General features: G+C 61.3%; 13 protein-coding genes. 6 read left to right on the top strand and 7 right to left on the bottom strand.

What is annotated here, in order from left to right; translation table 11 throughout:
* Window positions 1-50: 50 nt before the first annotated feature.
* From JMV15_RS12525 to JMV15_RS12515, 3 genes are read left to right on the top strand one after another with little or no spacing between them, the layout of a single operon-like run.
* On the top strand, window positions 51-1,346 hold the full coding sequence (locus tag JMV15_RS12525) for a murein hydrolase activator EnvC family protein (RefSeq protein ID WP_019819986.1): 1,296 nt from the start codon (window positions 51-53) through the stop codon (window positions 1,344-1,346).
* 30 nt (window positions 1,347-1,376) lie between these two features.
* The gene (locus tag JMV15_RS12520; RefSeq protein WP_020302395.1) at window positions 1,377-2,690 is read left to right on the top strand and encodes a S41 family peptidase; all 1,314 of its coding nucleotides are present in this window, start codon (window positions 1,377-1,379) and stop codon (window positions 2,688-2,690) included.
* 2 nt (window positions 2,691-2,692) lie between these two features.
* Complete coding sequence (locus JMV15_RS12515; protein WP_014716516.1) at window positions 2,693-3,466, top strand: divergent polysaccharide deacetylase family protein; 774 nt, start codon at window positions 2,693-2,695, stop codon at window positions 3,464-3,466.
* Between the two features lie 136 nt (window positions 3,467-3,602).
* On the opposite strand, the gene JMV15_RS12510 is transcribed toward JMV15_RS12515, so the two are convergent.
* The 7 genes from JMV15_RS12510 to JMV15_RS12480 all read right to left on the bottom strand — a co-directional run bounded on the left by JMV15_RS12510 (window position 3,603) and on the right by JMV15_RS12480 (window position 9,344).
* Window positions 3,603-4,358 (bottom strand): substrate-binding periplasmic protein, encoded by a 756-nt coding sequence (locus JMV15_RS12510; RefSeq protein WP_069868907.1) that lies wholly within the window; start codon window positions 4,356-4,358, stop codon window positions 3,603-3,605.
* A gap of 66 nt (window positions 4,359-4,424) precedes the next feature.
* The gene (hisF, locus tag JMV15_RS12505) at window positions 4,425-5,195 is read right to left on the bottom strand and encodes an imidazole glycerol phosphate synthase subunit HisF (protein WP_003187786.1); all 771 of its coding nucleotides are present in this window, start codon (window positions 5,193-5,195) and stop codon (window positions 4,425-4,427) included.
* A 9-nt stretch (window positions 5,196-5,204) separates the two neighbouring features.
* A complete protein-coding gene (gene hisA, locus JMV15_RS12500; protein ID WP_003187784.1) occupies window positions 5,205-5,942 on the bottom strand; it encodes a 1-(5-phosphoribosyl)-5-[(5-phosphoribosylamino)methylideneamino]imidazole-4-carboxamide isomerase in 738 nt (245 codons plus the stop codon).
* A gap of 39 nt (window positions 5,943-5,981) precedes the next feature.
* Window positions 5,982-6,239, bottom strand: a complete 258-nt coding sequence (locus JMV15_RS12495) for a DUF2164 domain-containing protein (RefSeq protein WP_014716514.1) — start codon at window positions 6,237-6,239, stop codon at window positions 5,982-5,984.
* Window positions 6,239-6,877: an imidazole glycerol phosphate synthase subunit HisH gene (hisH, locus tag JMV15_RS12490; RefSeq protein WP_014716513.1), complete on the bottom strand. Its 639-nt coding sequence runs from the start codon at window positions 6,875-6,877 to the stop codon at window positions 6,239-6,241. The genes JMV15_RS12495 and hisH overlap by 1 nt, the downstream gene beginning before the upstream one ends.
* On the bottom strand, window positions 6,877-7,473 hold the full coding sequence (hisB, locus tag JMV15_RS12485; RefSeq protein ID WP_003187781.1) for an imidazoleglycerol-phosphate dehydratase HisB: 597 nt from the start codon (window positions 7,471-7,473) through the stop codon (window positions 6,877-6,879). The genes hisH and hisB overlap by 1 nt, the downstream gene beginning before the upstream one ends.
* 209 nt (window positions 7,474-7,682) lie before the next feature.
* Window positions 7,683-9,344, bottom strand: a complete 1,662-nt coding sequence (locus tag JMV15_RS12480; RefSeq protein ID WP_201491571.1) for an OFA family MFS transporter — start codon at window positions 9,342-9,344, stop codon at window positions 7,683-7,685.
* A 326-nt stretch (window positions 9,345-9,670) separates the two neighbouring features.
* Here JMV15_RS12480 and JMV15_RS12475 point away from each other — a divergent pair, with 326 nt between their 5' ends.
* Genes JMV15_RS12475 through JMV15_RS12465 form a run of 3 tightly spaced genes read left to right on the top strand, consistent with a single transcriptional unit; the run spans window position 9,671 to window position 13,220 of the window.
* Window positions 9,671-11,887, top strand: coding sequence for an AsmA family protein (locus JMV15_RS12475; RefSeq protein ID WP_069868904.1), 2,217 nt, complete (start codon window positions 9,671-9,673; stop codon window positions 11,885-11,887).
* Window positions 11,884-12,951 carry an A/G-specific adenine glycosylase gene (mutY, locus tag JMV15_RS12470; RefSeq protein WP_069868902.1) on the top strand — a complete coding sequence of 356 codons (1,068 nt, stop codon included), beginning with the start codon at window positions 11,884-11,886 and terminating at the stop codon, window positions 12,949-12,951. Before JMV15_RS12475 ends, mutY begins: the two co-directional genes overlap by 4 nt.
* Window positions 12,948-13,220 carry an oxidative damage protection protein gene (locus JMV15_RS12465; protein WP_014716509.1) on the top strand — a complete coding sequence of 91 codons (273 nt, stop codon included), beginning with the start codon at window positions 12,948-12,950 and terminating at the stop codon, window positions 13,218-13,220. The genes mutY and JMV15_RS12465 overlap by 4 nt, the downstream gene beginning before the upstream one ends.
* Window positions 13,221-13,222: the final 2 nt, after the last annotated feature.

The raw sequence follows: 13,222 nt of genomic DNA, 5'->3' as shown, positions 1-13,222 counted from the left end.
GCTTGGCGGGCATACTAGGCCGTCCTTTTCCCCTGGTGTCGCCCGCCTCTATGCTTCGCGCCTTGATCACCCTTGCTCTTGTCTGCCTGCTCCAACCGGCATTTGCCGATGAGCGCGCACAAACCCAACAACAGTTGGACGCTACGCGTCAGGACATTACCGAGCTGAAAAAACTGCTCGGCAAGCTCCAGGAAGAAAAATCCGGGGTGCAGAAAGACCTGCGCGGCACGGAAACCGAGATGGGCAAGCTGGAGAAGCAGGTCCAGGAGCTGCAAAAAGAACTAAAGAAGAGCGAGTCGGAACTGGAGCGACTCGACGCTGAGAAAAAAAAACTCCAGAGCGCACGCGTTGAACAGCAACGCCTGATCGCGATCCAGGCCCGTGCCGCGTACCAGAGCGGCCGCCAGGAGTACCTCAAGCTGCTGCTCAACCAGCAGAACCCGGAAAAATTCGCCCGTACCCTCACCTATTACGACTACCTGAGCCAGGCACGCCTGGCGCAATTGAAGGGGTTTAACGAAACCCTGCGCCAATTGGCCAATGTCGAGCAAGAGATTGCCGACCAGCAATCGCAACTGCTCGACCAGAAAACCGCCCTCGACACCCAGCGTGATCAGTTGGACAAGGTGCGCAAGGAACGCCAGCAGGCCCTGGCCAAGCTCAACAGCGACGTAAAAGCCCGCGACGCCAAGCTCCAGGCCCGCGAGCAGGACCAGGCCGACCTGGCCAAAGTCCTCAAGACTATCGAAGAAACCCTGGCCCGCCAGGCACGCGAGGCCGAAGAAGCGCGGCAAAAAGCGCTGATCGCCCAGCAGGAAGCCGAAAAAAAGCGTCAGCGTGAGGCCGAACTGGCTGCCACCAGCGACGCTCCGGCCCCGCGCAAACCGGCGCGTGCAGCCCCTGGCCCGCTGGTTTCCAGCAGTGGCGAGTCCTTCGGTGGCCCTTTTGCTTCAGCTCGGGGCAAACTTCCATGGCCGGTTGATGGTCGATTACTGGCACGCTTTGGGGAAACCCGTGGCGATGACACCCGTGCCAAGTGGGACGGCGTGATGATCAGCGCCTCTGCCGGCAGCCAGGTCCACGCCGTGCATGGTGGGCGCGTGGTGTTCGCCGATTGGTTGCGGGGCGCCGGCTTGCTGGTGATTCTTGACCACGGTAATGGCTATTTGAGCCTTTACGGCCACAATCAGACACTACTCAAGTCGGCAGGTGATGTTGTAAAAGCCGGTGAATCCATCTCCACTGTCGGTAACAGTGGTGGTCAGGACACCCCGGCGCTGTACTTTGCTATTCGTCAGCAGGGCCGCCCGAGCGACCCTGCACAATGGTGCCGGTCCCAAGGATAGGGTCGCATCTACATTAGGAGTTCGTTCGACATGCTGCATTTGTCCCGCCTCACTTCGCTGGCCCTGACGATCGCTCTGGTGATCGGCGCGCCTCTGGCTTTTGCCGACCAGGCCGCACCGGCTGCACCTGCCATGGCTGCGACGACCAAGGCGCCATTGCCGCTGGACGAGCTGCGCACCTTTGCCGAGGTCATGGACCGGATCAAGGCAGCGTATGTCGAACCCGTAGACGACAAGGCCCTGCTGGAAAATGCCATCAAGGGCATGCTCAGCAACCTCGACCCGCACTCCGCCTACCTGGGCCCGGAAGATTTCGCCGAGCTGCAGGAAAGCACCAGTGGTGAGTTCGGCGGCCTGGGCATCGAAGTGGGCTCCGAAGACGGCCAGATCAAAGTGGTCTCGCCCATCGACGACACCCCAGCGTCCAAGGCCGGCATCCAGGCCGGCGACCTGATCGTGAAGATCAATGGCCAGCCGACCCGCGGCCAGACCATGACCGAAGCCGTCGACAAGATGCGCGGCAAGCTCGGCCAGAAGATCACCCTCACCCTGGTACGCGACGGCGGCAACCCGTTTGACGTGACCCTGGCCCGTGCGACCATCACGGTCAAGAGCGTGAAGAGCCAGTTGCTGGAGTCGGGCTACGGTTACATCCGTATCACCCAGTTCCAGGTCAAGACCGGCGACGAAGTGGCCAAGGCCCTGGCCAAGCTGCGCAAAGACAACGGCAAGAAGCTCAACGGCATCGTGCTTGACCTGCGTAACAACCCAGGCGGCGTGTTGCAGTCGGCGGTTGAAGTGGTCGACCACTTTGTCACCAAGGGCCTGATCGTTTATACCAAAGGCCGGATTGCCAACTCCGAACTGCGCTTCTCGGCCACCGGCAACGACTTGAGCGAAAACGTGCCGTTGGCGGTGCTGATCAACGGCGGCAGCGCCTCGGCCTCGGAAATCGTCGCCGGCGCCCTGCAAGACCTCAAGCGCGGCGTGCTGATGGGCACCACCAGCTTCGGCAAAGGCTCGGTGCAGACCGTATTGCCGCTGAACAACGAGCGTGCGCTGAAGATCACCACGGCGCTGTACTACACGCCTAACGGCCGCTCGATCCAGGCCCAGGGCATCGTGCCGGACATCGAAGTACGCCGCGCCAAGATCACCAACGAGATCGATGGCGAATACTACAAAGAGGCCGATCTGCAAGGTCACCTGGGCAATGGCAACGGCGGCGCCGACCAGCCAACCGGCAGCCGCGCCAAGGCCAAGCCGATGCCCCAGGACGATGACTACCAACTGGCCCAGGCACTCAGCCTGCTCAAGGGCTTGAGCATCACCCGCAGCCGTTGATCATGCGCTTTGCCCTGATCTTCGCTGTGCTGTGCAGCCTGGCAGGGGTCGCTCAAGCGGCCCCTGCCGGCGAACCGCACAAAGCCTACCTGACGCTTATCATCGACGATCTGGGGCAAAACCTGCCTCGGGATCGTCGCGTGCTTGCGCTACCCGGCCCGGTGACCGCCGCCATCATGCCGGACACGCCCCACGCCGCCGAATTTGCCCGTGAGGCCCACAAGGCTGGCAAGATCGTGATCCTGCACATGCCTATGGACCCGGCCACCGGTCCATTCGCCTGGCACCCGGAGCTGTCCATCGAAGAACTGGGCAAGCGCCTGGACGCGGCATTTGAAGCCGTGCCCTACACCGCCGGTATCAACAACCACATGGGCAGCCGCATGACCGCACAACCGGCGGCGATGGCCTGGCTGATGGGTGAGTTGCAACGGCGCCACAAGTTCTTCGTCGACAGCCGCACCAGTGCGCAAACCGTCGCCGCCGCCGAGGCACAGAAGATCGGTTTGGCCCATGTGTCGCGGGATGTATTTCTCGATGACGAACGCACCGAGGCGGCGATTACCACGCAACTGCAGACCGCGATCAAACTGGCACATAAGCAGGGTTCGGCAGTCATGATCGGGCATCCTTACCCACAGACGCTGGCGGTGCTGGAGCGCGAACTGCCCAAGCTCAAGGCCCAGGGCGTGGAGTGGATCGATATCAAGTTGATGATCAGCGTGCGCAGTAATCGGGCGATGGCCGGGCATGGCAAGGACGGTATTTACCGTTAAGGAAGATCGCAAAGATCTACTGTGGGAGCGGGCTTGCCCGCGATGGCGGAGTGTCGGTCACACAGGTATTGGCTGATCCAATGTTATCGCGGGCAACCCCGCTCCCACATTGTTGATCATGTTCATCCTGCCGACTTCAGAGGTAACGCGCCATGATTTCGTCTATACGGCCGCTGTTGCGTAACTCATCCAATGCGGCCTGGAGCCTGGCCACCACCTCATCCGGCACGTCCTTGTTCAACGCCAGGTAAAGCTGCGCACTGTTGAACCGCAACACCGTCTTGAGCCCGTTTACCCCCACCTGCCGCGCCAGGTAACGCCCGGCAGGATCGCCGGTGGCCCACAGGTCGATCTGACCTTCCATGAGCTTTTGCGCATTGTCCTGGTCACGCAGGGCGACCATCGGCTTGAGCCCCTGCTTGTCGAGGCTTTCGGCAATGGCGTCGCCTTTGTAGGCGCCAATCTTGTAGCGGCGCGCTTGCTCCAGGCTTTCTAGCTGAATCTTGCTGTCGGCCTTGGCCAGCATTACCCAATCATCCGGGCCGATGGGGCCGACCCATTTGAACAAGGCTTCACGGTCTGGCAGACGCGCCATCACAAACACACCGTAACCGGGTTTTTCCAGGGCGAGCTTGTAGATTCGTTCCCACGGGAAGCGCAGGGTCAGGTTGTAGGAAATGCCGGCACGCTGGAAGGTTTCGCGCATGATGTCTACGGCGATGCCTTCGATGTTCTCGTCCTTGGCGAAGTTCTTGCCGTTTTTCGCCATGTTGTAGGGCGGAAAATTTTCCGTCAGCAACACCAGGGAGGCGTCAGACGGTTGTTCGGCGTGTGCCGTAGCCGCCATGAACATGGAGGAACTGGCGAGGGCGAGCAGCAGGTGTTTGAACATGAAGGCTACCGGAATCCATGGCAAGCGCAGAGAGTGCCGCGAGCCTGCCATGGTGTCCAGCAGCGTTTAGCGCACGACGATACCGCGCGCCGCCATATAGGCCTTGGCCTCGGGCACGGTGTATTCACCAAAGTGGAAAATACTCGCCGCCAGCACCGCGCTGGCATGGCCTTCGAGCACGCCATCGGCTAAGTGTTGCAGGTTGCCGACGCCGCCCGACGCGATCACCGGGATGCCCAGGGCATCACTGATGGCGCGGGTGACGCCCAGGTCGAAACCGTTTTTCATGCCGTCCTGGTCCATGCTGGTCAGCAGGATTTCACCGGCGCCCAGGCCTTCCATCTTCATCGCCCACTCCACCGCATCCAGCCCGGTAGGCTTGCGCCCGCCATGGGTGAAGATCTCCCAGCGCGGGGTTTCGCCCGGGCCGGAAACCTTCTTGGCGTCGATGGCGACGACGATGCATTGCGAGCCGAAGTGTTGCGCGGCTTCGCCGACAAACTCAGGGTTGAACACGGCGGCGGTGTTGATCGAGACCTTGTCTGCGCCGGCATTAAGCAGGTTGCGGATGTCTTGCACCGTGCGCACACCACCGCCCACGGTCAGCGGGATAAACACCTGGCTGGCCATGCGCTCGACGGTATGCAACGTGGTGTCGCGGCCATCGACGCTGGCGGTGATGTCGAGGAAGGTGATCTCGTCGGCACCTTGCTCATCGTAACGACGGGCGATTTCTACCGGGTCGCCGGCATCACGGATGTTCTCGAACTTGACGCCCTTGACCACACGACCGTTGTCGACGTCCAGGCAAGGGATGATGCGTTTGGCCAGCGCCATGGTCAGTCCTCAGCCGTTGTAGGCGTCGCAGTAAGCCTGAGCTTCGGCGACGTCCAGGGTACCTTCATAGATCGCACGGCCGGTGATGGCGCCGATAATGCCGGGAGCCTTGGCGTCCAGCAGCGACTTGATGTCACCCAGGTTGTGAATGCCGCCCGAGGCGATCACCGGAATCTTGGTGGCCGCTGCCAGGGCTGCGGTGAACGGAACGTTGCAGCCCTGCATCATGCCGTCTTTGGCGATGTCGGTATAAACGATGGCGGACACGCCGTCGGCTTCGAACTGTTTGGCCAGATCGATCACCTGCACGGTGCTGATTTCAGCCCAGCCATCGGTGGCAACAAAGCCGTCTTTAGCATCCAGGCCGACGATAACCTTGCCGGGGAACGCGCGGCAGGCTTCGGCGACGAAGGCCGGGTCTTTCACGGCCTTGGTGCCGATGATCACGTAGCTCACGCCCGCCTTGACGTAGTGCTCGATGGTTTCCAGGGAGCGGATACCACCGCCGATCTGGATCGGCAGGTTCGGGTAGCGCTTGGCGATGGCGGTGACCACCTCGCCATTGACCGGCTGGCCTTCGAAGGCGCCGTTCAAGTCCACCAGATGCAGACGACGGCAGCCCCCTTCTACCCATTTGGCAGCCATGCTCACCGGGTCATCGGAGAACACCGTGGAATCTTCCATGCGGCCTTGGCGCAGGCGGACACAAGCGCCGTCCTTGAGATCGATAGCGGGGATAATCAGCATCTGGCAAACCTTATTCGATATTCAGCAATGCTTGGGAAATCAGGGTTTCTCAAGCGACCACAAGTCGCTTTCGATGCTTTCGAACCTTTCCTTAAGGAGCGTCTGCGTGTCGAAAACCGCCCTGTTGTAATAATGCGGCGCCACTTCGGTGGTGAACAGCTCAAGAATCTCGGCGACCTCGAACGAACCCAGCTTGAGCTCGAAGCGGTCTTCCATGAAACGTTTGATCTTGTCGGTGGCCGCACGCTCCTGCTCGGGCGTGAGGTTCAAGATCGGCGGCTTCGGTTTCTTGGCCATTACCAGCGACCATCCCACGCGGCGAAGTTCTGCAGCAATTGCAGGCCATGGGTATGGCTCTTCTCCGGGTGGAACTGCACGGCAAAGCGCGAACCATCGGCCAGCGCGGCGGCAAAATCGACGCCGTAATGCCCGCCACCCACCACCTGGCGCGGGTTACCGGCGGCGATGTAGTAGCTGTGCACGAAGTAGAAACGCGCCATGTCCGGAATGTCGTGCCACAGCGGGTGGTCGACGGTGCGGCGCACTTCGTTCCAGCCCATGTGCGGGACTTTGAGGTGCTCGCCCTCTTCATGCAGGTCTTTGCCGAAGAACTTCACCTGGCCCGGAAACACCCCGATGCAGTCGACACCGCCGTTCTCTTCACTGCTGTCGAGCAAAGCCTGCATGCCCACGCAGATACCGAGGAAGGGGCGGTCCTGGCTGACTTCGCGCACCAGGCTGTCAAAGCCCAGGCGGCGGATCTCGGCCATGCAATCGCGAATCGCGCCAACGCCGGGGAACACCACGCGGTCGGCTTCGCGAATCACGTTGGCATCGCTGGTGATCAGCACCTTGCCGGCACCTACATGCTCAAGGGCCTTGGCCACCGAGTGCAGGTTACCCATGCCGTAATCGATAACCGCGACCGTCTGCATTACAGAACGCCCTTGGTCGACGGCATTTGCCCGCCCATGCGCTCATCGACTTCTACAGCCATGCGCAACGCGCGGCCGAAAGCCTTGAACACGGTTTCGATCTGGTGGTGGGTGTTGGTGCCGCGCAGGTTGTCGATGTGCAGGCTGACCAGTGCGTGGTTGACAAAGCCCTGGAAGAATTCCTGGAACAGGTCAACGTCAAAGCCACGGCCCACGTTCGCGCGGGTGTAAGGCACGTGCATCTGCAAACCCGGGCGGCCGGAGAAGTCGATGACCACCCGGGACAGCGCTTCATCCAACGGGACATAGGCATGGCCGTAGCGACGGATGCCTTTTTTGTCGCCGATGGCCTTGGCAAACGCCTGGCCGAGGGTGATGCCCACGTCTTCCACCATGTGGTGGTCGTCGATATGCAGGTCGCCTTTGCCGACGATATCCAGGTCGATCAGCCCGTGACGGGCGATCTGGTCCAGCATGTGCTCAAGAAAAGGGACACCGATATCGAATCGGGCCTTTCCGGTGCCATCCAGGTTGATCGAGGCTTTGATCTGGGTTTCCAGAGTGTCGCGCTCGACAGATGCCTTACGTTCGGCCATCACCAGCTCCGCAAAATCATTGGGCGAAAAAGGCAGCCATTATAGGGGCGCAGGCGCTAAACAGAAACAACGAAGGGGATAAGACTGACGAGTTGGAGCGAGGAATGTCGGGGATAGACATGTGCATACATGTGAGCATGGGCTTATGTGAGAGCCAGCTCCCACACAAGCCCGGCCCCACAGGAGCCGGGCCCACCCTTATTGCGGTGTCAGTGGAACAGTACCGCCGTCTTCTGCAGGGTCACCCACACACCCCACGCCAGCGGAATACCCACTACCAGCCACGCGGCAATCGCCAGCGGCTTGCTGGCGGCGGAGGCCTTCCACTCCAGCACGGTGGTGGCATCGGCACCTTTGTCATGGCCCAGCGCCTGTTCGGCGGCAAGTTCTGCATCAGTCATGAAGTACTTATCGGCCACCGGGCGCACCAGCAGGTTGCAGATGAAGCCCAGCACCAGCAAGCCGGCGAGGATGTACAAGGTGATGTCGTAGGCCGCGGCGCGTTCAACGCCGATGCTCAACTGGTATTCACGCAGGTAGTTCACCAGCACCGGGCCCAACACGCCCGCAGCGGCCCAGGCGGTCAACAGGCGACCGTGGATCGCGCCAACCATCTGGGTGCCGAACAGGTCGGCCAGGTAGGCCGGAACCGTGGCAAAACCACCGCCGTACATCGACAGGATGATGCAGAACGCCGTCACAAACAGCGCCACGTTGCCCAGATGCCCCAGGTTCGGGATCAGCGCGTACAGGGCAAAGCCCAGGGCGAAGAACACGAAGTAGGTATTTTTACGCCCCAGGTAGTCAGAGAACGAGGCCCAGAAGAACCGGCCACCGATTTTGAACAGGCTCAACAGGCCGGTAAAACCAGCGGCAATGGCTGCAATGGAGGCCAACTGGCCCGCATCCAATTGGCCGAATGGCACATCAACACCCAACAACTTGCCGCCGAACACTTCCTGCAGCAGCGGCGAGGCCATGCCCAAGATGCCGATACCGGCAGACACGTTCAGGCACAGCACCAGCCATACCAGGCGGAACTGCGGGGTTTTCCACGCCACATTCACATGCACGTGACGGTGAGTGATCATCGCATTGCTGGCTTTTTTCGCCGGCGCGGTCCAGCCCTCAGGCTTCCAGCCGGTCGGCGGTACGCGATACAGCAGGGCGCCACCGATCATGAACACGAAATAAATCGCCGCCATGACCACAAAGCTCTGCCATACGCCCACGCTGGTGGGCGAAGAGAAATGGCCCATCAGTGCCGCAGCCAGGGGCGCACCCACCATCGCGCCGCCGCCGAAGCCCATGATCGCCATGCCGGTCGCCATGCCGCGCTTGTCCGGGAACCACTTGATCAAGGTCGAAACGGGCGAGATATAGCCCAGGCCCAAGCCGATACCGCCAATGACACCGGAGCCGATCCACATCAGCCAGATCTGGTGGGTATAGATACCCAGCGCCGAGATCAGCAGGCCACCGCACCAGCACAACGCCGAGACAACGCCGGCCTTGCGTGGCCCGGCATGTTCCAGCCAGCCGCCCCAGATCGCTGCCGAGCAGCCCAGGAAGATGAAGAACAGGGTGTAGATCCAGCCCAGCATGGAGATGGGCCAGTCACATTGGGACGAGAAGACTTGGGCGATAAAGCTCATGTCCGGCGCGCAGGCCACCGGTGCGGTGATACCCAGCGCCTTGGACAACGGCAGCCAGAACACCGAGAAGCCGTAGGCCATGCCGATGCACAGGTGGATGGCCAGGGCGGCCGGTGGAACCAGCCAGCGGTTGAAGCCCGGCTTGGCGATGATGCGCTCCTTGGACAGGAACGCAGGCTGTGCGGCGGCAGTGCCGGCCACAGTGCTAGTGCTCATTGGTGTTTCCCCCAGTTATTGGTATGCGTCCGTCAGGCGCTCTCTCCCTCGGCCTTGCACGCAAAGCGTGGCCGTTTTGTTGAGTGAAGCTCCCTTTTAGGCGCGACCTTAAGTCGCAGAAGGCGGACGAACGTGCAGAGATTAGCACCAGTGGATGACAGAAAAATCAAACTGCCACTACCTTTTTTGGATTATCTGTATTTTTCTGACGTCAAAATCCCATTTCCACGCCGGTGGATACAATGTAACGATCCGTGAACTGACGCCGGCCTTCGGGCGTTATACTCTGCGGCTAAATTTTGAATTCGACATACAAGGACTCGCCCATGAAAGCGTTCGGCAAAATCCTGGGTCTGGTACTTCTGGGGCTGTTGCTGATCATTGTGGCGCTCGGCTTTGCCCTGACCCACCTTTTCGATCCCAACGACTACAAAGAAGAAATTCGCCAGATAGCCCGCGACAAGGCCCACATCGAGCTGACGCTCAATGGCGATATCGGCTGGAGCCTTTTCCCCTGGCTGGGCCTGGAACTGCACGAGGCCAGCGTCGCGACCCTGACCGCACCCACCCAACCCTTCGCCGACTTGCAGATGCTCGGCCTGTCGGTACGCGTACTGCCACTGCTGCGCCGCGAAGTGCAGATGAGCGATGTGCGTGTCGAGGGCTTGAACCTGCGCCTGAACCGCGACAAACAGGGCCACGGCAACTGGGAAGACATCGGCAAGAACCTACCCGACGAAACCACAGGCACCCCCGCTCCCGCGCCAGTCGAACCCGTGGCTGAAACCAAGCCGGAAAAGCCGCCGCAGCCGATCCGCCTGGACATCGACAGCCTGACCATCAACAACGCTCGTGTTGAGTACACCGATGAACAGACCGGCAAGCAATTGAGTGCCGAGAGCATCCAACTGAGCGCCGGAGCCATCCACGAAGGCGCCAGCATTCCGCTGAAACTCACGGCGTTCCTGGGTAGCAACCAGCCGCTGATGCGGGTCAAGACCGAGCTGAACGGCAACTTGCGCATCCAGCGGGCCCTCAAGCGCTACCAGTTCGAAGACATGCGCTTTAGCGGTGAAGCCACCGGCGAGCCGCTGCAAGGCAAGACCGTGAGCTTCTCTACCCAGGGCCAACTGCTGGTGGACCTGGCGGCCAACGTCGCCGAATGGACCAACCTGAAACTGGCGGCCAACCAATTGCGCGCCTTGGGCGAACTGAAAGCCAATGACCTGGACAAAACCCCGCAGATCAGCGGCGCCCTGTCGGTTGCCCAGTTTGACCTGGCCAAGTTTCTTGAGAGCATCGGCCACCCACTGCCAGCCATGGCCCCAGGTAGCCTGAGCAAGGTCGAGCTGGTGAGCCGCCTCAAGGGCACGCCCACCAGCGTCGCCCTGGAAGACCTGAACCTGAAGCTCGATGGCAGCACCTTCACCGGCCGCGTCGCCGTGGATGATTTCGCCAAGCAGTCCCTGCGTGTGCAGCTCAAAGGCGATACCTTCAATGCCGACAATTACCTGCCGACCAAATCCGAAGCCGCTAAAGGTGCAACCGCTGCACGCCAGGCCGAAGTACAGAGCAGCGAGGCCGGCGCCATGGCGGCAGGCGGCAACACACCATTGCCCGAGGCGCCGACCAAAGGTGCCTGGAGCAATGACAAACTGCTGCCGCTGACGCGCCTGCGCAGCCTGGACGTGAATGCAGACCTGACCTTTGGCGAGCTGACCCTTAGCCAATTGCCCATTCAAAATGCGGTGCTTAAAGCCTCCGGCATTGACGGGCAACTCAAGCTCGACACCCTTAGCGGCGGTCTCTACAACGGCACGTTCCAGGCCAACGGCACACTCGACGTGCGCCAGGACACGCCAGTGCTGGCCCTGCAAAGCCACATCAAGCAGGTACCTGTTGAACGCATCCTGCAGGCCCAAGGGAAAACTCCGCCGGTCAAAGGCCAGCTCACCCTCGACAGCAACCTCAGCGGCCGCGGCAACAGCCAGAAGGCCCTGATCGACAGCCTCAACGGCACCGCCAGCCTCGTGATCAACAACGGTGTGCTGCTCAATGCCAACATTGAGCAGCAACTGTGTACCGGCATCGCCCTGCTCAACCGCAAGACCCTGAGCACCACGCCAGGCGGCAAGGACACGCCCTTCCAGGAACTGCGCGGCAACCTCACGTTCCGTAACGGCGTGGCCAGCAACCCCGACCTGAAAGTGCGCATTCCTGGCCTGACGCTCAACGGCAACGGTGATGTGGATTTACGTGTGCTGGGTATGGACTACCGCGTCGGCATCATCGTTGAAGGCGACAAGCGCGACGTGCCGGACCCGGCTTGCCAGGTCGGCGCCAACTTCCAGGGCATTGAGGTACCGCTGCGTTGCCGTGGCCCGCTGGAGCTGGGCGCCAAGGCCTGCCGCCTGGACAAGGACGGCCTCGGCCAGGTCGCCCTCAAGGCGGCCGGCAATCGCCTGAACGAGAAGCTGGAAGAGAAACTCGACAAGGTTAATCCCAAGCTCAAAGACGCATTGAAAGGCCTGTTCAACCGATGAAAAACGAGCAGTTTTCACAGGCGGTGCTGGACTGGTACGACCGCCACGGCCGCCACGACCTGCCCTGGCAACAGGGCATCACGCCGTATCGGGTGTGGGTGTCGGAGATCATGCTGCAACAGACCCAGGTGAGCACCGTGCTCAATTATTTCGACCGTTTCATGGCGTCTCTGCCCACGGTCGAAGCCCTGGCCGCCGCGCCGGAAGACGAAGTGCTGCACCTGTGGACGGGCCTGGGCTACTACACCCGGGCGCGTAACCTGCAAAAAACCGCCAAGATCGTTGTCGCCGAATACGGCGGTGAGTTTCCCCGCGACGTCGAAAAGCTCACCGAGCTGCCGGGCATCGGCCTGTCCACCGCTGGCGCGATTGCCAGCCTGAGTATGGGCCTGCGCGCGCCGATCCTCGACGGCAACGTCAAACGCGTGCTGGCGCGCTTTACCGCGCAAGAGGGTTACCCTGGCGAGCCCAAGGTGGCCAAGCAGCTGTGGGCCACCGCAGAGCGCTTTACACCCCATACCCGCGTCAACGCCTACACCCAGGCAATGATGGACATGGGCGCCACGCTCTGCACCCGCAGCAAACCCAGTTGCTTGTTGTGCCCGCTGGAAAAAGGCTGCGAAGCCCACATGCTCGGCCTGGAGACGCGCTACCCGATCCCCAAGCCGCGCAAGACCATTCCGCAAAAGCGCACGCTGATGCCCATGCTGGCGAACGCCGAGGGCGCGATCCTGCTTTACCGTCGCCCGTCTACGGGCTTGTGGGGCGGCTTGTGGAGCTTGCCGGAGCTGGATGACCTGGGCGACCTTGACCACCTGGCCAACCAGCATGCACTCGCGCTGGGCAAGCATCAGGAACTGCCGCGGCTGATCCACACCTTCAGCCACTTCCAGTTGGCCATCGAACCCTGGCTGGTCCAGGTCGAGGAAACCGCCCATCACGTGGCCGAGGCCGACTGGCTCTGGTATAACCTCGCCACCCCGCCGCGCCTGGGCCTTGCCGCCCCGGTGAAAAAACTGCTGAAGCGCGCGGCCGACGTATTGAACGCAGGAGTTTCGTCATGACCCGCACCGTTATGTGCCGTAAGTACAAAGAAGAACTGCCAGCCCTGGAACGTGCCCCTTTTCCGGGTGCCAAAGGCCAGGACATCTACGATAACGTTTCCGCCCAGGCGTGGGCCGACTGGCAAAAACACCAGACCCTGCTGATTAACGAAAAACGCCTGAACATGATGAACGCCGAAGACCGCAAATACCTGCAGGGCGAAATGGACAAGTTCTTTTCCGGCGAGGAATACGCCCAGGCCGAAGGCTACGTCCCACCTGCTCAATAATT

This window comes from Pseudomonas paracarnis (assembly GCF_904063055.1).
GTDB lineage: Bacteria > Pseudomonadota > Gammaproteobacteria > Pseudomonadales > Pseudomonadaceae > Aquipseudomonas > Aquipseudomonas paracarnis.
Note: the sequence above shows the minus strand (reverse complement) of the source record. Positions and strands in the feature narration are given on the sequence as shown.

Coding starts and splice junctions, on each gene's coding strand:
- mutY (WP_069868902.1), top strand. CDS start 11,884: ATGAAAAACGAGCAGTTTTCACAGGCGGTGCTGGACTGGTACGACCGC.
- JMV15_RS12475 (WP_069868904.1), top strand. CDS start 9,671: ATGAAAGCGTTCGGCAAAATCCTGGGTCTGGTACTTCTGGGGCTGTTG.
- JMV15_RS12510 (WP_069868907.1), bottom strand. CDS start 4,358: ATGTTCAAACACCTGCTGCTCGCCCTCGCCAGTTCCTCCATGTTCATG.
- JMV15_RS12465 (WP_014716509.1), top strand. CDS start 12,948: ATGACCCGCACCGTTATGTGCCGTAAGTACAAAGAAGAACTGCCAGCC.
- JMV15_RS12515 (WP_014716516.1), top strand. CDS start 2,693: ATGCGCTTTGCCCTGATCTTCGCTGTGCTGTGCAGCCTGGCAGGGGTC.
- hisA (WP_003187784.1), bottom strand. CDS start 5,942: ATGCTGATTATCCCCGCTATCGATCTCAAGGACGGCGCTTGTGTCCGC.
- JMV15_RS12495 (WP_014716514.1), bottom strand. CDS start 6,239: ATGGCCAAGAAACCGAAGCCGCCGATCTTGAACCTCACGCCCGAGCAG.
- JMV15_RS12520 (WP_020302395.1), top strand. CDS start 1,377: ATGCTGCATTTGTCCCGCCTCACTTCGCTGGCCCTGACGATCGCTCTG.
- hisH (WP_014716513.1), bottom strand. CDS start 6,877: ATGCAGACGGTCGCGGTTATCGATTACGGCATGGGTAACCTGCACTCG.
- hisB (WP_003187781.1), bottom strand. CDS start 7,473: ATGGCCGAACGTAAGGCATCTGTCGAGCGCGACACTCTGGAAACCCAG.
- JMV15_RS12525 (WP_019819986.1), top strand. CDS start 51: ATGCTTCGCGCCTTGATCACCCTTGCTCTTGTCTGCCTGCTCCAACCG.
- JMV15_RS12480 (WP_201491571.1), bottom strand. CDS start 9,344: ATGAGCACTAGCACTGTGGCCGGCACTGCCGCCGCACAGCCTGCGTTC.
- hisF (WP_003187786.1), bottom strand. CDS start 5,195: ATGGCGCTGGCCAAACGCATCATCCCTTGCCTGGACGTCGACAACGGT.